Source organism: Pedobacter sp. AC402, from assembly GCF_979252805.1.
Map to the genome: position 1 here is coordinate 1289252 of NZ_CEEDAI010000009.1, position 20289 is coordinate 1309540.

Genomic DNA, 20289 nt, shown 5'->3' on the forward strand with positions numbered 1-20289 from the left:
CATTAAATATTCTTAGTATCTTTCGCTTCTATAAATAATTATGAAAACGAAGATACTTTTTGCACTGCTTTTAACGGGATTGGCCAGTTATGCCCAAAACCCTACAGAAGGATATTTTAAACTGACAAGAGCTGGCTTTCGAGAAAATAACGCATTCGAAACCACTGCTTTTGTAGAGAAATATTTTCGTGTACCTGGCAACACAGGCTTTAATGCAAGTATCCATTATGTAGAAAATATCCTAAAAAAAGCTGGTTTTGTAGAGCAGAAACAAAATGAATCAGAAGCTCCTTTAACGTATCGCATCGAAAAACGAGCAATGAAAAACAATACCTGGGAGCCAGTTGATGCCAATATTGATATTATAGGAGAATCCCAGCCGCTTATTTCTTACAAAACCAACCGCAATATGATCCCGATTAATTGCGTATCTACCCCTGAGGGAGGTGTTACGGCAGATGTGGTTTACATCGCTAATACAACACCTGCTGAAATAGAAAAATTGGATTTAAAAGGTAAATTTTTATTCGCTGAGGCAAATCCATCACGCTTACTTCAAATTGCCACCAAAGCAGGAGCAATCGGTGTATTGGGTTATTCGATGCCTAAATACACCCAACCAGAACTTCATCAAACCTCTATTCAGTTCGGAAGCATGAAAGCCAATAGTGAAGTATGGACTTTGCTTTTATCTTTTGCGGCTAAAGAAAAATTAAAAGCAGCCTGTTTAAAAGGTAATACTAAATTAAAAGTTAACATTCAGACTAAAATTTATCCTTCGGAGGAATTAACAATTGTTGCAAACGTTAAAGGCAGCATTAACCCTAACGAACGTTTTGTTTTCAGTGCCCACGTACAAGAGCCTGGTGCAAATGATAATGCCAGCGGTGTTGGCACATTGGCCGAAATGGCAAGGCTAACTGCAGAATTGTATCAGGCTAAAAAGATAAACCCCAAACGTACCTTAACTTTTTTATGGGGCGATGAAATTGTATCTACCCGAAGGTACATAACTGAAGATACTACACGCGCAAAAGGCATTATGTGGGGAATGAGTTTGGATATGGTTGGCGAGGATACTAAAAAAACAGGGGGCTCTTTTCTGATTGAGAAAATGCCAGATCCATCGGCCATCTGGACAAGGGGCACGGATAAACATACCGAATGGGGAGCAGGAGATGTTAGCGAAAAAGACCTTTTTCCGCACTACTTTAACGATTTTATTTTCGACATCTGCCAAGCGCAGGGAAAATTTGCCAACTGGACGGTAAATTATAATCCGTTTGAAGGTGGCAGCGACCATACCCCATTTTTGCAAAACAAAATTCCGGGTTTACTAATGTGGCACTTCACAGATGTATTTTACCACACAGATAACGACCGCATCGATAAAGTTTCATCAATAGAGATGAAAAATGTTGGGATAAGTGGTTTAACTGCTGCTTACACTTTAATTTCTGCAGATGAAAATACAGCAATTGCTACTGTTGCTCAGGTTAAAACCGATGCCTTAATTCGTTTAAAAACTGAGTTTGAATTGAGCAAGAAAGCAATTACAGGGGGTAAACTGCCAAAGGATGAAAAACACATTATCGAAGTTTGGGCCAAATGGTATATAGATGCCCTGGCAACGGTGAATAAAATGCCTGTAAAACCACAAACTACAAGAGTTGGTTCGGCCATTAAATTTGCCAGCAGCGAGATTGAAAAACAAACGAATGTGTATTTAAAGGAGTTGAACTAATTTGATGCCTAAACCAAAAGCAATAGTTATCGGTGCCGGAATTGCAGGAATTGCCTCTGCCATACGCTTTGCCGTAAAGGGTTACACAGTTGACGTTTTTGAAGCCAATGCTAAACCCGGAGGTAAACTAACTGAAATAAGTATGAACGGATTTAGGTTTGATGCCGGTCCGAGTCTTTTTACCATGCCGCAGTATGTTGATGAACTTTTTAAACTGGCGGGTAAAAAGCCTGAAGATTATTTCGAATACATTAAACTAAAAGAGATTTGCCGTTATTTTTATGAAGATGGTTTAAGGTTAAATGCAAGTACTGATCTTAATAAATTTGCACAAGAAATTGAAGAAAAAACTGATTCCACTAAAACAGAAATTGCGCACTACTTAAATAAAAGCAAAACCATTTACGAGGTTACCCACCGTGTATTTCTGGAAAGAAGTTTGCATAAGCTGAAAAGTTACTTCCATTGGGATACCTTAAAATCTATTTTCCGTTTCGGGCAAATCGATGCGTTTAGAACTCAGGCCAAAGCAAACCAATCATTTTTTAAAGATGATAGAATAACACAGCTTTTTAACCGTTATGCCACTTACAATGGTTCAAATCCCTATCAGGCACCAGCTACATTAAATGTAATTCCGCATTTTGAATACCATTATGGTGCCTTTCTCCCTAAAAATGGTATGTATGGCATAGTTACGGCCTTAGTAAAGTTAGCGGAAGAATTAGGCGTGAAATTTCACTACAACCAAAAAGTTGAAAAAATTATACATACGAACGGGAATAAACCAAAAATAAGCGGCATTAAAGTTAATGATAAAACCCATTTTGCAGATGCCGTTATCTCTAACCTCGACATTTGGTTTACTTATAAAAATTTACTTAAACAGATACCGCAACCTCAAAAACTTCTCAACCAGGAGCGTAGTAGTTCTGCATTGATTTTTTATTGGGGAATGGATGGAAATTACAGTGATTTAGGCTTGCACAATATCTTTTTTACAGCAGATTATCACAAAGAGTTCAATTCCATATGGAAAGACAAAACCATTGCTAACGATCCTACGGTTTACATTAATATTACCGCTAAACACATCAGGGGTGATGCACCTTTAGATACTGAAAATTGGTTTGTAATGATCAATGTTCCTGCAAATAACAACCAAAACTGGGATTTGTTAATTAAAGAAGCACGTGTAAATATTATTAAAAAAATCAGCCGGATACTGAACCGGAATATTGAAAAGGACATTATCTCTGAGCAAATCCTCGATCCCAGAAGCATAGAAAGCAAAACCGGTTCTTATCAAGGCGCACTATATGGAAACAGCTCCAACAATCAGTTTTCTGCCTTTTTCAGGCATCCTAATTTTAGTTCGAAAGTTAAAAACTTATATTTTTGTGGTGGTAGCGTACATCCGGGTGGTGGAATTCCGCTTGCTTTGCTATCTGCTAAGATAATTGATGATGAAATTGATGCAGTAGTGCGTTAGTTATTGGTCATTAAAGGAATTCTAAAAAGAAGAATTTTTTTTATCGAGAAAATATATCAATTATGCTTAATCGCTTCTTCCAATTTTTCACCATCTAAATCGAATGCATCTACAATAAATTTTGCCTTTGTATAAAAAGGATCACGCTCTTTTAGTTTTTCTTTAATGAACTCTAAAAGCTGTTCATCATTTAAATCTTTAATTAAGGGCCGTTTTTGACGGTTATGCAAGCGCGATACCAGGGCAGCAGGTTCCATTTGCAGGTAAACCGTTTCACCGTGGGCATTCATCCATTCCATATTATCAAAAAAACATGGCAATCCGCCTCCGGTAGCTACCACACAGGTTTCTGGATAATCGAAGGTTTTAAGCATTTCACTTTCATAATCTCTAAAACCACTTTCTCCAAATTCAGCAAAATATTCGGCAATGGTTTTACCTGTTTTTGAAACAATTTCGGCATCAAGATCTATTACCGGGCATTCTAACCGATGTGCCAGCTGTTTAGCTTTTGTACTTTTGCCGCAGCCCATATATCCGATGAGGAAAATCTTCATTTGTATTTTTTATTACCGACCTACAATAACTGGTCGCGTTTTAACATTATATAGTCTGTTACAGGTGGCGTAAAACCGTATTTTTTAAGTAAGGTAACAACTTGTCCGCGATGATAAGTAGAATGGTTAAATAAATGAAATAGAATTTCATCCAATTGGTTCTCATACTGTACACCTTGCGAGTTGCTATATGCAATCCGTTTATCTAAAGTATTGTCTAGTAATGCGATCCTGATCAACCTGATATTATCCGCAGCGATACTTTCAAAATTATTTTTATTATGAATGTCCCAAACACCATATTCTGGTTTCTGGCCCGAAATACGGTGTGCCCAAATGTGCTGGGCATTCAAAACATGGCTGAACAAACGTTCTGCATCAGGCATTTCGATGGTTGCCAGCTTAAAAATCTCAATGATACGCTGATCTGCGAGTTCAGTATAATTTATAATTTCTTCTTCACGCATGGCTTAACTTAATTTAACCCTTGGATCCACATAGGCATATAAAATATCAACCAGTATGTTGATAATCACAAATACGAAAGCAATAAAAAGAATAGATCCCATTACCACAGGAAAATCAGACATTTCTAAAGCGGTTACTGTTGTTCTTCCCAAACCATTATAACCAAAAATATATTCCACAAAAAACGAACCGGCAAGCAATGAAGCAAACCATCCTGAAATAGCCGTAATTACTGGGTTCATCGCATTTTTTAAAGCATGTTTATAAATTATTGCATTTCTGCTTAAACCTTTTGCTCTTGCCGTTCTGATATAATCCTGTGCAAGCACATCCAGCATGGCACTTCGGGTAAGCTGTACAATAATGGCTAAAGGCCTTAAGCCAAGCGTAATCATTGGTAGCCATAAATTTCTAAGGGTTAATACTTCGCCGTTAAAAGGATCGTAAGAATATAAACTTCCGCTCATTTTTAGTCCGGTGTAATTGCTCAACACAAAACCGAACAGCCAGGCAATTATAATCCCGGCAAAAAAAGAAGGTGCCGATATGCCCAGAATGGCAAATGCATTGGCCGATTTATCAATCCATGAATCTTTATAAACTGCAGACAGTACACCTAAAAAAACACCAATTATCGTGGCAAAAATCATTGCTGTTAAAGCAAGAATAAATGTATTGGGAACGGTTTCGGAAAGTATTGCGGTTACATCACGTTTGGTTTGGTATGAACTGCGCAGATAAGGCCATTTTGCAACCAGCACCTTCTTATCAAAACTGATCAGTTTTGCATAATGGTATTTTTTCATGCTGGCGCTATCATTATCCAAGATACTGATTGGCGATAAATCATTGATGTACAAAACAAACTGTACAGGTTTGGAACGATCTAAACCAAATTCTTTACGTACAGCCTCAAGAGACTGTACATCGGCCCTTTGCCCCATTGTCATCCGGGCAGGATCGCCTGGTAAAATATTAAACAGCACAAAAACCACGAGTATTACCCCACCCATTACAAGCAGGCCGTACAAGAGCTTTTTTAATGCATATCCAATCATATTTATTTATCGAAATATTTTCTACTGAGCTGATCGAAAGTTGGTACGTTATGAAAATGCCATTTATTAATTACTACACCATTTTTCATCAATAAAACACCCGGATTTGCCCTTACCATACTCTTGAGCTGGAACGGCATCAGCATAAAATACTTCTGAAAACAAGTTATTCTTTTTAATAAATGCCTGCGCATCCTGGGCAGAATTGGAAGTTAGCAACACCGTACGGATATTAAACTGTTGCGTAGCATTTAAGGCAAGTGCATTTAGTTTTCCAATGGCAGCTTCATTTGTGGCATGAAGATCGTAAGCTACAAAAATTAAATTGTAGTATGGGTTTTCGATCAGTTCTTTGGTGTAATCGGTACCGGAGGCATCAGTGATATTAAGATCTTTAATTTTAGGTTCGAAACCCTTTTTCACTAAATTTTTTGTCGGCTCTCCAATAATTTCCCAATTGTTATCCTTCCAGATTTCAGTTTTAAGGTAAGCCTTATCACTCATATCCTTTTCTTCTTTTGTTTTCTTGTTTTTTAAGTGATATATGATCTCAAATTCATCTGGTTTTTCTCCCGGAGGGATCACCATTAACGATGGAAGATGTGCACCCACTTTATAAGGCAGGAAATCGATAATTGGAAGTACATTGTAAGTGTAAAGTCCGAAGCCTAAGGAAACAAGCGTTACGGCAATGGCAATATTACGCTGAGTTGCTTCTTTACTGAAAATCGGCTGGATGAGATTCTTATTCAGGAAAATTACGATGATCAATGCCAGTAGAACAAGATCTTTACTAAACGATTGCCATGGGGTAAGCGGAATGGCATCGCCAAAACAGCCGCAACTGGTAACTACCTTAAATGCCGCAGAGATAAATGTTAATAGCGTAAAAAAGATAATTAACAATAACAATCCCCAGGCTACCTTTTTACTCCAGAAACCTAAAAGCAATAGCGCGCCGAGTACAATTTCTAAGGTACAAAGTAAAATAGCAATACCAGTGGCCATTCCACTTAAAAAATTCATATGAAAAACCTCAAAGTATTCCTGAAGTTTATAGCCAAAACCAAGCGGATCGTTTGCTTTGATCAATCCTGAAAATATGAATAAAGCACCGACAAAAATCCTTGAGAATCTTAAAAGTATATTCCGCATCTGTATGTATCTATTTTATAGGCAATTACTGGTAATACTATTTAACCCCAAGTTTGATCAATGCAAAAACCGAATAGTTCAGCATATCCTGATAATTAGCGTTAACACCCTCAGAAGCCAGCGTTTGCCCTTCGTTATCCTCTATTTGTTTAACCCTAAAAATTTTCATTAAAATCAGGTCTGTTAACGAACTGATCCGCATATCGCGCCAGGCTTCACCATAATCGTGATTTTTGGCAAACATTAAATCCTTGGTTTCTGTAATTTTTTCTTCAAATCTCTTTTCAACTTCCTCATAAGGCAGTTCATTGGGGTGGTGTGCTGTAAGTTCAAGCTGCATCATAGCAATTACGCAATAGTTTACAATGCCGATATATTCTGATACTACTCCCTCTCCTACTTTATTAACTTTTGTTTCTTCTAAAGTACGTATGCGCTGTGCTTTGATAAAAATCTGATCAGTAATCGAACTTGGTCTTAAAATCCGCCATGCAGTGCCATAATCTTTAGTTTTTTTTAAAAATAATGATCTGCAAACTGCAATCACTTCATCAAATTCGGTAGAGGTATTTGTTTGTGCCAAAGCCAATAATTATTTAGTTTTTAATGTATTTTTGTCGTGAAAAAACAAAAGCTAAAGATACATTTTTAAAGCGAAACCCAAATCCCGTGAGGGTTTATTATGGCAGAAAAAAACTTTTTTGAGCCCAAACAGAGCTTAAACGTAAACGGTAGACTTATCGATTTAAGTACGCCAAAAGTGATGGGTATTTTAAATATTACGCCAGATTCTTTTTATAGCAACAGCCGTACAAAAGCAATTGATGAAGCCTTAACCAAAGCTGATGAGTTTTTAAGCGAAGGTGCTACATTTATTGATGTTGGCGGATATTCTTCGAGGCCTGGAGCCAAAGATATTAGCACGAGCGAGGAAGTAACGCGATTGGTACCGGTGATAGAAGGTTTAGCAAAAACCTTTCCCGAAGCCATAATTTCTATCGATACCTTTAGGGCTAAAGTTGCAGAAGAAACCATTTTGGCTGGCGCGCATATCATTAACGATATTGCTGCGGGTGATATGGACAAAATGATGTTCGAAACCGTGGCCAAATTACAAGTGCCTTATATGATTATGCACATGAAAGGTACGCCTCAAAACATGCATCAAAATCCAATGTATGGCAATGTGTTGCTAGAGGTAATCGATTACCTTGCAAAAAAAGTAGAGTCGCTTAAGGCACTGCATATCCATGATGTAATTATTGACCCTGGTTTTGGCTTCGGAAAAACTACCGAACACAATTACGAACTGCTTAAACATTTAGAAGATTTTAAAATTTTTAAACTGCCGCTGTTGGTGGGTTTCTCGCGTAAGGGAATGATTTACAAAACACTTGGCACTTCTGCCGCAAATGCACTAAACGGAACTTCGGTACTTAATACCATCGCTCTGCAAAAAGGCGCAGGGATTTTAAGGGTACATGATGTAAAAGAGGCGGTGGAATGTGTAAAGTTAGTAGAGAGGTTAACTGGTTAATGTTTGGCCATGATTTTTATATAAAACTGTGGCACGCTGCTAAATTCTCCTTCAATTCATCCTGCTAAAATTGTTTCAACATCTATTTTTGAGCAATAACCCTGAAATAAATTTAGGGTTACGATCTTTCCTAAACAATTAACCTAATCTTGTAAACTGAAAAGCATTTTACTATCTTGCCATTAATGAAAGGTTTTGATTTCGACTTCCTTAAAGTATCGCCAACTGATATCGTTGATATCATTTTAGTAGCCTTATTAATTTATTACGTTTACACCCTTATCCGCAATACGCTAGCCGTTAACCTGCTCGTTGGGATGTTTATTATTACAGTTTTTTACTGGATAGTAAAAGCATTGCACATGGAGTTGTTAACCGCTATCATAGAGAAATTTATGAGTGTGGGCATTATTGCGCTGATTGTGATCTTCCACCCGGAAATTAGGCGTTTTCTTTTGCTGATAGGAAAAAATGCGTTTCTCCAGAAAAACAAAGCCTGGTGGGGTTATTTATTTGGCAGAAAAGAGATTGAAAGGAATAATTTAACACGCATAAAACCAATTATTGATGCTTGTAAAAGCATGAAAAAAACACGTACAGGTGCATTAATCGTTTTTGTTAAATTTTACGATGAACAATTTTTCGCAAATAGCTGCGAACTTGTAGACGCTAAAATATCGAAACGTTTACTGGAAAGTATTTTCCAAAAAAACAGTCCTTTACATGACGGTGCCGTAGTGATTTCGGAAAATAAAATTAAAAGTGCGAGTTGTATTTTGCCTTTAACGGATAATGATCAACTGCCATCACAATTTGGATTAAGGCATCGGGCAGGCATTGGTGTTTCGGAAACAACAGATGCTGTTGCTGTAATTATATCTGAGGAAACCGGAGAAATATCGTATGCCAAACAAGGCAGGGTAAGAATGAATGTTTCTTTCGGGGAACTGGAGAAATTATTAAACAAGGATTTTTAGCAAGCACAGCTTAAAAGATTTTATTCGCATCGTCACCTTGAATTTATTTCAGGATATTAAAATTACCTGTATGATGCTGGAATGAATTGAGCATGATGGCCGCAAGACAATAAGCTAATCTGCTCCATTAAACGCAAAATGGTGAATGCTTCCATTCACCATTTCATTATAATTTAAATACTTTGTTATCGGTGTAACCCAATAACTGCGCAATTAATCGTTAGCAATATTGCTCAAAAGCTCCAATCAGGTTATCAGCAATCATTTGTGCTGGTCTGCCTTCAATCTGATGACGCTCAATCATATGTACCAATTTACCATCTTTAAATAACGCCATTGCCGGAGATGACGGAGGGAAAGGCATCATGTAATTTCTTGCCTGATCTACAGCTTCTTTTTCCATACCTGCAAATACAGTAACCAATTTATCAGGATGTTTTTCGTGTGCTGCTGCTGCTCTGGCTGCCGGACGCGCATTTGCTGCCGCACAACCACAAACCGAATTCACCACTACCAACACAGTTCCTTCGCCTTTAATCGCTTGATCTACGTCTTGTGCATTTTTTAATTCTTGAAAACCTACGTTAGTTAATTCCTTACGCATTGGCTCTACTAAATATTCTGGATACATTATCTTAGTTTTTTATTTACAATTTGAACGATACAAAAATAAGAAAATCGAATGGTATGCACCATCCGATTTATATTTTTAAGGTAAAATTAAAATGCTATTTTTATTGTAATCCTTTTAAAATTTCCTGCATTTTATGTGGATCGCTTAACATTCCTGAACCGAATATCACAATAATGGCAGCATAGTAAAGCAATGACAAAATGTTAAGAATCAGACCTATAATTGCACAAATTCTTCCGGCATTTAAATTTTTAAAGGAACTTAAACTATATGCAGCAGGGTTAACTGCATACAATGCCTTATCTTTTTTACTAAGTACCAACGCAATAATTGCAGGAATTAAGCCTAGTATACCATAACAACAACAAAATGCTATCGAAAGAATACCTAATACAAGTACAATTGTTGAATTTGGTAGATTTTGTTGCCCAAAGCCACCTCCAAATTGCCCAAAAGGTGGCGGTTGCTGAAAAGGTGGTGGGGTTGCAGGTCCATTACCAAATGGTTGAAAAGGTGCTGGTTCCGGATTCTGACCTTTAGAAAGATCTATTGGCTTATTTTCTTGAGGGGTTTCCTGTTCTTCTGACATAGTTATATTTAGATCAATTGGTGAGTATATATTTTGTAAATGTAATTGATTAAGATAATTACTGCAACCCCTGCAAAAACGATTTTTATCAGCTGCGCTCCAAATTTGAAATCGAATTTGAGGTGAATGACTGTAAAAAGCACTATAAAAACCAATGGTATTGCAGCTGGGTACAACTTAAATGATGCCATTAAATCACCGCTGAACAAAGCCAGTACGGAACGCTGAAAACCACAGCCCGGACAATCGAATCCGAATTGCGCTTTAAAGGGGCAGGTTAAAAGATGCCCGCTTAACCAATCGAGAAAGCTATGTTGCTGTTGAGCCATCTATATTGCCAATAACCTTGATCTGCGCATCTTTCCATGCTTTATATTTTTCTAAATCCTTAACAACCTGTCTGTAAACAAGGTTTAAGATGTAAATGTCATCAACAAAACCCAATACTGGCACGAAATCTGGAATCACATCTATAGGCGATAAAAAATAAACCAATCCGCCCAGGATGGCTATAATTGATCTTTTTGGAATTTCCGTATAATCGCCATTTACATAATCTTTAGATACTGCAAATAATAGCACTAGCTTAGACCATACTCCTTCGAGATCACCTTTATTGGTTACCGCTTTTCCTAAGGCATCTTTAATGGTATTGCTCGCCTTGGTTTTATCATTTAAGATTAGCGAAGCTTTACTTTCTGACTTTTTAAAGAAACCCAATATTTTTTCCCTGTTCAATTTCATAGTTAATCGTATTACAAATTAACGGCCAAAAGCATCATAATTGTCTTCAGCATATTTAGTAAAGCGATCCAACAACTTTATATTTTTGTTTTCTATCGCGGTTAGATCATTATCCACATTGTTTTTAACGGGTACATACCACTCCACAGGATCAAAGAAATTTCTGAATGTTTGTTTTTTAAAAGCATAACCATGTCTGGCAAAGATGGTATTTTTGATAATCTGCAAATCTAATTTTCTTAGATTCTTTAACTCATCTTCACTAAGCAAAGTGGTTGAAGCGTTTAATTTAAAAATCTGATCGGAGGCACTCCTGTAAAAAGAATTTGCGCTCAATGAATCAATGGTTCCATCTTCAAGTGTATCTATACTTTTAACCATTTTTTGATCGCTCCAGTCTACATATTCCATTTCTGTTGGCAACATACGACCTGCATTATATTCGAAAGCTTTTTTCAATAGTTTAAATTCTTTTTCAGGCCATTTTAATTCTTTTTTGTATGCATTCCATTTGCCGATCAGCGTATCGCCAACGAGGGTAATTTCAAATTTTCCATCATATTTATCTGTGCCGGGTTCATCAAGCACAAAAGTAATTTTGCTTCCATTTTCGGATAATTTGCCCAACAAAGGGCGGCTGTTGCCAGAAACTACGCTTTGCGCAATCACCGTATCTTTTGTTATTCTTTTAATATTGATATTCAACTTTTTAACAGCATCTGCCATGTCTCCTTCATACTCCAATTCATCTGCTGTATAAAAATCACCTACCCAAAAACCATAAAGTTCTTTGTGGATTTCCTGTTGTGCAATGCCCGATGGTTTTTCTTTTTTAGTTTTTTTAGTATCTCTGCAAGAAAGCATCAAAAAAGGGATGAGTGCGAATAATAAGATTTTTTTCATAATTAATGTAACTGTTTCAGCGGGTAAATGTTTTGTGTTTAATTAACCATTCAGCGATCAATAAATTGGGTATCCAGCCCAACCAGGCAATAATCTGATAAACATCCATTGGGGCTGGATGAAATAAATATACTAAAATAACTTTCCACAGCCTTAAGGTAATGGCAGAAGTAGCTAAAGCAAAGCTACGGTACATAAATTTTTTATGGTTTGTTATTTTCTTTTTTATAATAAGCAGAAGGGCTTTTAAAGTGAACCAAAACCACAACACGCCCAAAATTACAAACGAGGTTTTAGCCATTAACCCTCCATTGGCAAAGCAGCCAATAAAAATACCAGATGGTGCTGCAAGCAACAATACTAAACTTACATACAAATAGCCCAACCACCTATGCACTTTTGGATAGCTTGCTAAAATTTTATTATTAAACTGAGTAAAACCAGCCAGCAGTACAAATATTGCACTGTAAACGTGGAGGTAAAATATAGGGAGGTAAATTTTAATGCCTGATACTTCAGTTTGTTTAATTTGAAGAAAAGATACTTCGCTATTGAAAGGGATGTAGCGCAAGGTAAGCTGCAGCATTAAAATAAAAAAATAGGAAAAAAATAATAGCCAGGCCAACCACTTATAGCTAATGTTTTTCATTTATTTTTTATTGAACAGTAAAAGTAGTTTTTTATCAAAGGGAATGGCCACCAATTGTGCGTTTACTACATCATCTTCGTAAAGTTGTTGCTTTTTCGGATCGAACACAAACCTGGCAATCACCGGCATTCTATCAGCATAACTTTCGTGCAGATTAAAATTATAGGTTTTGGAGTATTCTTGTGAAGGGTCGGTTTTGGGGTTGGGACTACTTTCGAGCATCACACCATAAGCGGTACCTCCGTTCTTAACGATTCTTTCGTAAAGCCCTTTGGTAAGCTGCTTACATCGTGGAGAAGTTTCTACAATTTTATAAGCAATCTGTGCTTTATGGCTTTCTTTAACCTGAGCTCTTGATTGGTATGTAAATGAGCCGAAAATTAATAAAATGATGAGGATGTTTTTCATTATTGAGCTGCGCTATTAAATATATAATTTTAAGTGTGGCTTCTTAAATACCTTTAAAAATTTTCTACAGGCTATCATTAACAGTCTCCAGTAGAACAGTCGTCATTGTTGAGGTATGAAGCAATCCTAAAGCGCATGTAGTAGCGATCGTTTTAAGATTGCTTCGACGGCTGAAAAAGCCCTCTCGCAATGACGATACTTTGAGGCGATTTAACTACATTATACCTGTAGTTTATATTGATTTTATAAAATAAATTAACCCCTCAGACTGACAAGAATGTATTATTATTAAATTTTATGATGATTTCATCATTTCCAATATATCATCTACATATTTACGCTCATTGGCCAGCCGTGGTACTTTATGCTGTCCGCCCAGTTTATCTTTCGCCTTTAACCAGTTATAAAATGTGTTTGAAGGGGCATTGTGCACTTTAGGACGGGCTAAAGCCATATCTTTAAAACGTTTGGCATCATAATCAGAATTCACCTCACGCAGTGTATTGTCCATAACATCTACAAACTTCTCAAAATCGTTCGGCTGTTTATCAAATTCTATAATCCATTCGTGTCCACCGGCTTTTTCATTTTTAAAATAAATCGGTCCGGCAGTATAATCCTTTATTTCAGCACCAGTTTCCTGGCAAGCTTTGGTTAAAGCCTGTTCTGCATTGTCGATTATGACTTCTTCACCAAAGGCATTGATAAAGTGTTTGGTTCGGCCTGTAATTTTAATGCGGTAAGGCGAAAGTGAAGTAAATTGGATGGTATCACCAATCATGTAGCGCCATAAGCCACCGTTAGTCGAAATTACAATGGCGTAATTTTTATGCAGTTCTACTTCTCCCAATAATAATGCTTTAGGGCTTTCTTCGCCTATATTTTCAAGCGGAATAAATTCATAGAAAATTCCATAATCGAGCATTAACAACATTTCTTCTGAATGATCCTGATCCTGGATACCAAAAAAACCTTCTGATGCGTTATAGGTTTCGAGGTAGTACATTTCATCGGATGGAATAAGCTGCTTAAACTGCTCGCGGTAAGGTGCAAAGTTTACCGCACCATGAATGTACAATTCGAGGTTTGGCCAAACTTCTAGCAAGTTCTGTTTTCCGGTGAGTTCGAGTACTTTTTTAGCCAATACGATGGTCCATGTAGGCACACCAGAAATGCTGGTTACGTTTTCATTGATGGTAGCTTCAGCCATTCTATCCATCTTAATTTCATAATTATCCATCAATGCGATAGACATATCGGGCGTGCGATAATATTCGGCCCAGATGGGTAGATTTTTGATCAGCACCGCCGATAAATCACCATAAAAACAATCTTCATTTAATTGGTTTACCTGGTGACTTCCTCCTAAAACCAAACCTTTACCGGTAAACATTTGGTTATCAGGACGGTTATTGCAATATATAGAAAGCATATCCTTACCACCTTTAAAATGGCATTCTTCCAATGATTCCTGCGAAACCGGGATAAATTTACTCCGATCGCTAGTGGTACCAGATGATTTTGCAAACCACTTGATATCAGATGGCCATAGAATATTCTGTTCGCCATTGAGCATACGCTCAATATATGGCTTTAAAGTATCGTAATTTTGAATAGGAATACGCTCCTGGAATTGCTGAGGTGTTAAAATCGTTTTATAATCGTATAGTTTGCCCCATTCTGTATTTTCTGCACTATCGATTAAAGTATGAAACCACTCTTCCTGAACGTCGTGCGGATACTTCATAAAAAGCTCGATCTGATGGATCCGCTTTTTCATTAACCAGGTAAAAATTGAATTTACAAATGCCATATCAAAAAATAAACAGCTGACTTTTACCACAGATGTTGACAGATAAACACGGATATTGTCGTTTTTGTTGGAACGATAATAAAATCTCTGTACCTGAAAGCAATTGATCTGTGTTAAGCATCTTTAAGCCCAAAAACCGGGACAAGAATTGGTTAGAATTAAACATCAAATTTTTTACGTTTCAGCACAAAATTCGATCCAAGATAAACCTTTCTTACCATTTCGTTTTCAGCTAAAACCTCCGGAACGCCTTGTTCTAAAATTTTACCTTCGAAAAGCAGGTAGGCACGATCGGTAATTGATAGTGTTTCCTGCACATTGTGATCGGTAATGAGGATACCGATATTTTTATGTTTAAGTTTGGCAACAATACTCTGAATTTCTTCTACCGCAATCGGATCTACCCCTGCAAAAGGCTCATCCAATAAAATAAAGTTAGGATTTGCAGCCAAAGCACGTGCAATTTCGGTACGCCGACGCTCGCCACCTGATAATAAATCGCCACGGTTTTTACGCACCTTGTGTAAACTAAATTCGTTAATCAGTTCTTCAAGCTTATCGCGTTGTTCCTCCTTACTCATTTTGCTCATTTCCAAAATGGCAAGAATATTGTCTTCAACGGTAAGCTTTCTGAAAACGGAGGCTTCCTGTAGCAAGATAGCCAATTCCTTTTTGCGCCCGGCGGTACATTGGATCTTCTGTAATGTCTTCTTCTTCGAGGAAAATTCGGCCTTCATTTGGTTTAATCAAACCTACAATCATGTAAAAAGAAGTTGTTTTTCCGGCACCGTTTGGACCGAGAAGACCAACGATTTCTCCCTGACTAACGTTAAAAGAAACATTATTAACAACAGTACGCTGCTTATATTTTTTAACCAGATTTTCGGCTTTTAATATCATATATAGATCGATCCGTCATCCTGAATTTAGTTCAGGCTCTTTCTAATAGATGCTGAAACAAGTAGAGCATGACGGTTTATTTTAAAATTAATTAACTTTTATTCCTTTAATGTTTAACTGCAAACGTTTCTTATCGCGCCAAACATTCTCTTCTAACGTATAACAAACAGAAAATGGTACTCTTGGTTGCAAAAGGTTTTGAAATTCTGCCAATCCGAACGCAATGCCTTCAAAAATAGGCGAATTTTGTTGTTTTATATTAATTTTTAGATGATTTTGACCAACTGCCATGGCATGTTGCGCAAGGTATACATTATGGGTAACAAATATCGGTGCCATATTCTCTGGTCCGAAGGGCCCCATTTGAGATAATACCCGAAAAAATTTACCATCAATCTGTGTCAGTTCAATTTCGGCATCAATCCTGATCATTGGCGTAAGTAACTCTTCTGTAATACTTGCAGATACAATTTCTTCAAACTTATCGGCAAAAGCATTTACATTATCCTGTTGCATGGTTAAGCCGGCGGCAAATTTATGCCCTCCATATTGATCCAATAAGTGGGCACAACCACTTAAGGCTTCATATAAATCGAAGCCCACTACCGATCGGCAAGAGCCTGCAACATGGCCGTTTGATTTTGTTAATACAATGGTAGGCCGGTAATATTTTTCTGTTAAACGCGATGCTACAATCCCAATTACTCCTTTATGCCAGTTTTCGTTAAATACAACCGTTGTTTTTTTGTTGATCAGGATATCACTTTCACCAATCAGTGCCAAGGCTTCACGCGTAATGTCCTGATCGTATGTTTTTCGTTCTGTATTTTTCAGATTGATGAGTTCGCTCTGCTCCAATGCATTTCCATCTACCTGGCAAAGCAACATGGCTACGGCATGCTTGGCATGATCCTATCCTCCCGGCAGCATTAATCCGCGGACCTAAGGTAAATACTACATCAGTAATGCTGTAATTTTCAGTTTTACCCGAAACTTCCATCAGGGCACGTAAACCTTCGCATGGATTGGAGTTTAATTTTTTTAATCCATAGTAAGCTAAAATTCTGTTCTCGCCAACAACCGGAACAATATCTGCTGCAATACTCACCATTACCAGATCTAAATATTGCAGATAAGTTTCTTTTGGGAGCTGATGTTTTTGTGCGTAGGCCTGCGCAAGTTTAAAACCGATGCCGCAGCCGGCCAATTCTTTAAAAGGATATGGACAATCTGATCGTTTAGGATCTAAAACCGCAATGGCCTGAGGCAATTCATCTCCAGGTAAATGGTGGTCACAGATAATAAAATCGACTCCTAAAGTATTGGCATAATCAATTTTATCGATAGATTTTATTCCACAATCCAATGCAATAATTAATGAAAATCCGTTTTCACTTGCGTAATCAATACCTGCTGTAGAAATGCCATAACCCTCTAAATAGCGATCGGGAATATAATATTCTATATTTTTTGTAAGCTGAGAGAAGAAACTGAAGGCAAGGGCAACTGAGGTTTGTACCATCTACATCGTAGTCGCCGTAAATCAATATTTTTTCGTGGGTTGCCAATGCGGTTTCGATACGGGCAATAGCAACATCCATATCCTTCATGATAAAAGGATCGTGAAGATGATCAAGATCTGGCCTGAAAAAATCTTTCGCCTGATCGAAATCACAAATATTACGCTGCACGAGAATCTTTGCAAGTGAGCGGTCTATGTTAAGTTGTTCTGCTATTTTTGTTACTGTATCATCGTTACAATCTGATGCCAGCACCCATCTTTTTTCCATTTAAGTTTATCTCCGAACAGTAAATATACATTTTAATTGGATATGATGGCGGTAATGTTAGTTGAGCGATAAACAAGGCCTTCATTAACAAAAAATTAAATTTTATTTCGAATTACCCGGGTAAGCCTGATAAAGTTTCATCAGGTGTGCTTTCTGAGCTGCATATTTTGCGTCGTCGATTAAATTTACACGCTCTGCAGGGTCCCAGGATAAATTGTACAATTCCGTTAATTCCTGATCATCCTTTTTGGTAATCCTCAATTTCCAGTCGCCATCCTTTACCCCTTCCAATACGTAGTTGTGGTAATAAATTGGTCGGTGCGGTTTATTGTAGTTTTTGGTGGTAAGCAAGGCCGATACCGATTCGCCATCGTATACCTTTGCTGGCAATTTACTTTTAGTCCACTCGGCCAAGGTCGGAAAAACATCCAGATTTGAAATTGGTTTGGTTAGTTGGTTATTATTTAGCGTATGGCCTTTCCAATACATAATAAAAGGCACACGGTGACCGCCTTCGTATGAAATCCCTTTCGATCCCCTGAAAATACCTGCCGAACCTACATGATAAAATTTGGTAAAACCGTCATCATACATCCGCTGTGGCGCATTAATCCACGGTCCATTATCGCTGGTGAAGATAAAGATAGTATTATCTGCCTGTCCTGAGGCCACTACCTGTTTCCAGATTTCAGCCAATCCGGCATCCATATCTTCAATCACATCACCAAGCTCAGCACCTGCCGACGGGGTTTTTCTGACTCTTTTGAGCGGCAAAAGCCACAGGTAAATGCGGCATGTTTTGTGCTAAATAGAGAAAAAACGGTTTTTTGGCCGCAGCATTTTTTTTGATAAATTTAATCGATTCGCGGGTGTAAGAACTGGTTAAAATACTATCGTGGGGCTTATAAATTTCTGGTTTGCTATTTCTGAAAATCTTAATTGTTGTATCTGTTTTTACATAAGGTGCTCTATAATCGTGACTATATAAAAGGCCATAAAATTCATCAAATCCTTTTTTGTTGGGAAGCGAAACGCCATGATCGCCCAAATGCCATTTACCCACCACCGCGGTAGCATAGCCCGATTGCTTTAGCATCTGCGCAATTGTGATTTCATCTTCCGGTATTCCACGTTTATCGCCCGGACCAATTGGTGAAGGCAGGTCCATCCTACTGCAATACCTTCCCGTTAGTAATGAAGCTCTTGAGGGGGTGCAGGTTGGCGAGGTGGTAACGAAGTTGGTCGCTTTTACGCCTTTTGCAGCCATTGCATCTAAAAACGGAGTCTTAATCAGCGGACTTCCATAACATGAAATATCGGCATAACCCATATCATCAGCCAATACAATAATTACGTTTGGTTTCTGCTGCGCTTTTAACTGTATAGACAAACTGAGCGCAAGTATAAAAATTAAGCTACGAAGATTCATGCCCGAAATTTAAGCATCATATTTTACAAAAAAAGGAAGTATCCAAGCTTTTACCGAAACAAATACTCCTGATTAGATTGTTATCTTTGTAAAAACATTAAAGATCCATATTTTGCAAGTTCACACCCTATTCGAAGGCACCTATTCTGTTGATGCATCAAAGAAATTTGTACCATTCGACCCCGCTATACATACTTTTAAAGACAGACCCGCTTCATTATTTATCAATGTTCAGCCTTTTTTGGTTGAACTGAAAAACGACCTTGTTCTTTTTTGATACGGGCTTAGGTTTTAGTGATGACCATGGTGAGCTAATTTTACATAAAAACATCCGCAATGCTGGTTTCGACCCCCTACTGATGTAACTAAGGTTTTAATGTCGCACTTACACTATGACCACTCTGGGGGCACGATCCATAAACAAGGAAATGATAGAGTTGAATTGAAGTTTTCCTGATGCTGAATATGTAATTAACCGTGGCGAATGGGAAACGGCTTTCAGCAGTACTTCATCTTCTTACCATACCGATATATTTGATTTCGTTCAACGCAATGCGCAATTGAAATTTGTTGAGGGCGATGGCGCACTGGATGAAACCATTAGTTACGAATTCACTGGCGCACACTGTCCAAATCACCAGGTTTTTCTGTTGACAGAAGGAAATCAAAAAGTTTTTTTTGGCGGCGATGTATTGCCTGAGCCTGTAGGTAAAAACTGGTTAAAAATTTTATTGCTAAATACGATTTTGATGGGCGTAAAGCGATGGAATTACGCAAAGAATTTGGCAAAAGAGCTGCGGAAGAAAATTGGGAATGTTTTGTTCGACCATGGCAAAAGTGCCGCAACGGGTTTTGTAGACGCTGTTGAAGGTGGATTTAGAATAAGGCAAGTCTACTCTTTTTTACTGCAAAGCGCGCGAAGAAGAAGAAGCGCAAAGCACTCAAAGTTGATTTTTTTACCACAAAGTACACAGAGAGGATCACGAGAGGTCATTGAGTTGTGTTCTTATAGCTAAAGAGTTTCTGTGGCCTCTGTGCCAAACTCCATGCCCTCGGTGGTAAAACTTAACACTCTTATTTCCGTGCTTTCCGTGCTTCCGTGGCTAAAATTTTAACACACAATTCAAAGGTCACGGAGTCTTTTACCACAAAGTACACAGAGAGGATCACCGAGGGTATTGAGTTGGGTACTTATAGCTAAAGAGTTTGGTGCTACTCTGTGCAAAACTCCGTGCCCTTGGTGGTAAAACTTAACACTCTTATTTCCGTGCTTTCCGTGCTTCCGTGGCTAAAAATGTAGAAGCTAATTCGAAGGTCACTTGTTTTTTTACCACAAAGTACACAGAGAGTATTGAGTTGGGTACTTATAGCTAAAGAGTTTCTGTGTTTCCTCTGTGCAACACTCCATGCCCTCGGTGGTAAAACTTAACACTCCTTATTTC

At 37.8% G+C, this 20289-nt stretch carries 21 protein-coding genes and 2 pseudogenes; 6 read left to right on the forward strand and 17 right to left on the reverse strand.

What is annotated here, in order from left to right:
* Window positions 1-40: 40 nt before the first annotated feature.
* On the forward strand, window positions 41-1744 hold the full coding sequence (locus AC0IWE_RS16530; RefSeq protein ID WP_471793883.1) for a M28 family peptidase: 1704 nt from the start codon (window positions 41-43) through the stop codon (window positions 1742-1744).
* A gap of 4 nt (window positions 1745-1748) precedes the next feature.
* The gene (crtD, locus tag AC0IWE_RS16535) at window positions 1749-3236 is read left to right on the forward strand and encodes a 1-hydroxycarotenoid 3,4-desaturase CrtD (protein ID WP_471793884.1); all 1488 of its coding nucleotides are present in this window, start codon (window positions 1749-1751) and stop codon (window positions 3234-3236) included.
* Between the two features lie 56 nt (window positions 3237-3292).
* On the opposite strand, the gene AC0IWE_RS16540 is transcribed toward crtD, so the two are convergent.
* The 5 genes from AC0IWE_RS16540 to AC0IWE_RS16560 all read right to left on the reverse strand — a co-directional run bounded on the left by AC0IWE_RS16540 (window position 3293) and on the right by AC0IWE_RS16560 (window position 7063).
* On the reverse strand, window positions 3293-3793 hold the full coding sequence (locus AC0IWE_RS16540) for a shikimate kinase (protein WP_471793885.1): 501 nt from the start codon (window positions 3791-3793) through the stop codon (window positions 3293-3295).
* A gap of 20 nt (window positions 3794-3813) precedes the next feature.
* Window positions 3814-4260, reverse strand: a complete 447-nt coding sequence (locus AC0IWE_RS16545; RefSeq protein WP_471793886.1) for a DinB family protein — start codon at window positions 4258-4260, stop codon at window positions 3814-3816.
* Window positions 4261-4263: 3 nt separating this feature from the next.
* Window positions 4264-5319 carry an ABC transporter permease gene (locus AC0IWE_RS16550; protein ID WP_471793887.1) on the reverse strand — a complete coding sequence of 352 codons (1056 nt, stop codon included), beginning with the start codon at window positions 5317-5319 and terminating at the stop codon, window positions 4264-4266.
* 66 nt (window positions 5320-5385) lie between these two features.
* Window positions 5386-6474, reverse strand: a complete 1089-nt coding sequence (locus tag AC0IWE_RS16555; protein ID WP_471793888.1) for a BT_3928 family protein — start codon at window positions 6472-6474, stop codon at window positions 5386-5388.
* Between the two features lie 37 nt (window positions 6475-6511).
* The gene (locus AC0IWE_RS16560; protein ID WP_471793889.1) at window positions 6512-7063 is read right to left on the reverse strand and encodes a DUF1599 domain-containing protein; all 552 of its coding nucleotides are present in this window, start codon (window positions 7061-7063) and stop codon (window positions 6512-6514) included.
* Window positions 7064-7156: 93 nt separating this feature from the next.
* On the opposite strand from AC0IWE_RS16560, the gene folP reads away from it, so the two are divergent.
* Together folP and cdaA are read left to right on the forward strand one after the other, a co-directional pair.
* Entirely contained in the window at window positions 7157-8011 is an 855-nt protein-coding gene (gene folP, locus AC0IWE_RS16565) for a dihydropteroate synthase (protein ID WP_471793890.1), read from the forward strand.
* A gap of 185 nt (window positions 8012-8196) precedes the next feature.
* Entirely contained in the window at window positions 8197-8988 is a 792-nt protein-coding gene (cdaA, locus tag AC0IWE_RS16570) for a diadenylate cyclase CdaA (protein ID WP_055907998.1), read from the forward strand.
* Between the two features lie 220 nt (window positions 8989-9208).
* Here the strand turns inward: cdaA and AC0IWE_RS16575 are convergent, their stop codons facing one another.
* The 12 genes and pseudogenes from AC0IWE_RS16575 to AC0IWE_RS16630 form a co-directional block, all read right to left on the reverse strand.
* The gene (locus AC0IWE_RS16575; protein ID WP_471793891.1) at window positions 9209-9619 is read right to left on the reverse strand and encodes a BrxA/BrxB family bacilliredoxin; all 411 of its coding nucleotides are present in this window, start codon (window positions 9617-9619) and stop codon (window positions 9209-9211) included.
* A 103-nt stretch (window positions 9620-9722) separates the two neighbouring features.
* The gene (locus tag AC0IWE_RS16580; protein WP_200912292.1) at window positions 9723-10211 is read right to left on the reverse strand and encodes a CCC motif membrane protein; all 489 of its coding nucleotides are present in this window, start codon (window positions 10209-10211) and stop codon (window positions 9723-9725) included.
* A gap of 8 nt (window positions 10212-10219) precedes the next feature.
* Window positions 10220-10540, reverse strand: a complete 321-nt coding sequence (locus tag AC0IWE_RS16585) for a DUF2752 domain-containing protein (RefSeq protein WP_471793892.1) — start codon at window positions 10538-10540, stop codon at window positions 10220-10222.
* Window positions 10521-10955: a YkvA family protein gene (locus tag AC0IWE_RS16590; RefSeq protein ID WP_463492536.1), complete on the reverse strand. Its 435-nt coding sequence runs from the start codon at window positions 10953-10955 to the stop codon at window positions 10521-10523. Before AC0IWE_RS16590 ends, AC0IWE_RS16585 begins: the two co-directional genes overlap by 20 nt.
* 18 nt (window positions 10956-10973) lie before the next feature.
* Window positions 10974-11858, reverse strand: a complete 885-nt coding sequence (locus AC0IWE_RS16595; protein WP_471793893.1) for a YARHG domain-containing protein — start codon at window positions 11856-11858, stop codon at window positions 10974-10976.
* A gap of 16 nt (window positions 11859-11874) precedes the next feature.
* Window positions 11875-12507: a DUF2306 domain-containing protein gene (locus AC0IWE_RS16600; protein ID WP_471793894.1), complete on the reverse strand. Its 633-nt coding sequence runs from the start codon at window positions 12505-12507 to the stop codon at window positions 11875-11877.
* Complete coding sequence (locus AC0IWE_RS16605; RefSeq protein ID WP_471793895.1) at window positions 12508-12915, reverse strand: hypothetical protein; 408 nt, start codon at window positions 12913-12915, stop codon at window positions 12508-12510.
* Window positions 12916-13210: 295 nt separating this feature from the next.
* Window positions 13211-14728 carry a GH3 auxin-responsive promoter family protein gene (locus AC0IWE_RS16610; protein WP_055908018.1) on the reverse strand — a complete coding sequence of 506 codons (1518 nt, stop codon included), beginning with the start codon at window positions 14726-14728 and terminating at the stop codon, window positions 13211-13213.
* Window positions 14729-14886: 158 nt separating this feature from the next.
* Window positions 14887-15628, reverse strand: a pseudogene (gene lptB, locus AC0IWE_RS16615) (LPS export ABC transporter ATP-binding protein).
* Window positions 15629-15715: 87 nt separating this feature from the next.
* Window positions 15716-17418: pseudogene (recJ, locus tag AC0IWE_RS16620) on the reverse strand (single-stranded-DNA-specific exonuclease RecJ).
* Between the two features lie 102 nt (window positions 17419-17520).
* Window positions 17521-18192: a sulfatase-like hydrolase/transferase gene (locus AC0IWE_RS16625; protein WP_471793896.1), complete on the reverse strand. Its 672-nt coding sequence runs from the start codon at window positions 18190-18192 to the stop codon at window positions 17521-17523.
* On the reverse strand, window positions 18149-18808 hold the full coding sequence (locus AC0IWE_RS16630) for a sulfatase-like hydrolase/transferase (RefSeq protein ID WP_471793897.1): 660 nt from the start codon (window positions 18806-18808) through the stop codon (window positions 18149-18151). Before AC0IWE_RS16630 ends, AC0IWE_RS16625 begins: the two co-directional genes overlap by 44 nt.
* A gap of 151 nt (window positions 18809-18959) precedes the next feature.
* Between AC0IWE_RS16630 and AC0IWE_RS16635 the strand changes: the two genes are divergently transcribed.
* A complete protein-coding gene (locus AC0IWE_RS16635) occupies window positions 18960-19124 on the forward strand; it encodes a hypothetical protein (protein WP_471793898.1) in 165 nt (54 codons plus the stop codon).
* A 283-nt stretch (window positions 19125-19407) separates the two neighbouring features.
* The gene (locus AC0IWE_RS16640; protein WP_471793899.1) at window positions 19408-19863 is read left to right on the forward strand and encodes a hypothetical protein; all 456 of its coding nucleotides are present in this window, start codon (window positions 19408-19410) and stop codon (window positions 19861-19863) included.
* Window positions 19864-20289: the final 426 nt, after the last annotated feature.

Bases quoted from the DNA above. Each gene is read 5' to 3' on its own strand.
- AC0IWE_RS16530 (WP_471793883.1), top strand. From the start codon at position 41: ATGAAAACGAAGATACTTTTTGCACTGCTTTTAACGGGATTGGCCAGT.
- crtD (WP_471793884.1), top strand. From the start codon at position 1,749: ATGCCTAAACCAAAAGCAATAGTTATCGGTGCCGGAATTGCAGGAATT.
- AC0IWE_RS16540 (WP_471793885.1), bottom strand. From the start codon at position 3,793: ATGAAGATTTTCCTCATCGGATATATGGGCTGCGGCAAAAGTACAAAA.
- AC0IWE_RS16545 (WP_471793886.1), bottom strand. From the start codon at position 4,260: ATGCGTGAAGAAGAAATTATAAATTATACTGAACTCGCAGATCAGCGT.
- AC0IWE_RS16550 (WP_471793887.1), bottom strand. From the start codon at position 5,319: ATGATTGGATATGCATTAAAAAAGCTCTTGTACGGCCTGCTTGTAATG.
- AC0IWE_RS16555 (WP_471793888.1), bottom strand. From the start codon at position 6,474: ATGCGGAATATACTTTTAAGATTCTCAAGGATTTTTGTCGGTGCTTTA.
- folP (WP_471793890.1), top strand. From the start codon at position 7,157: ATGGCAGAAAAAAACTTTTTTGAGCCCAAACAGAGCTTAAACGTAAAC.
- cdaA (WP_055907998.1), top strand. From the start codon at position 8,197: ATGAAAGGTTTTGATTTCGACTTCCTTAAAGTATCGCCAACTGATATC.
- AC0IWE_RS16575 (WP_471793891.1), bottom strand. From the start codon at position 9,619: ATGTATCCAGAATATTTAGTAGAGCCAATGCGTAAGGAATTAACTAAC.
- AC0IWE_RS16580 (WP_200912292.1), bottom strand. From the start codon at position 10,211: ATGTCAGAAGAACAGGAAACCCCTCAAGAAAATAAGCCAATAGATCTT.
- AC0IWE_RS16585 (WP_471793892.1), bottom strand. From the start codon at position 10,540: ATGGCTCAACAGCAACATAGCTTTCTCGATTGGTTAAGCGGGCATCTT.
- AC0IWE_RS16590 (WP_463492536.1), bottom strand. From the start codon at position 10,955: ATGAAATTGAACAGGGAAAAAATATTGGGTTTCTTTAAAAAGTCAGAA.
- AC0IWE_RS16595 (WP_471793893.1), bottom strand. From the start codon at position 11,858: ATGAAAAAAATCTTATTATTCGCACTCATCCCTTTTTTGATGCTTTCT.
- AC0IWE_RS16600 (WP_471793894.1), bottom strand. From the start codon at position 12,507: ATGAAAAACATTAGCTATAAGTGGTTGGCCTGGCTATTATTTTTTTCC.
- AC0IWE_RS16605 (WP_471793895.1), bottom strand. From the start codon at position 12,915: ATGAAAAACATCCTCATCATTTTATTAATTTTCGGCTCATTTACATAC.
- AC0IWE_RS16610 (WP_055908018.1), bottom strand. From the start codon at position 14,728: ATGGCATTTGTAAATTCAATTTTTACCTGGTTAATGAAAAAGCGGATC.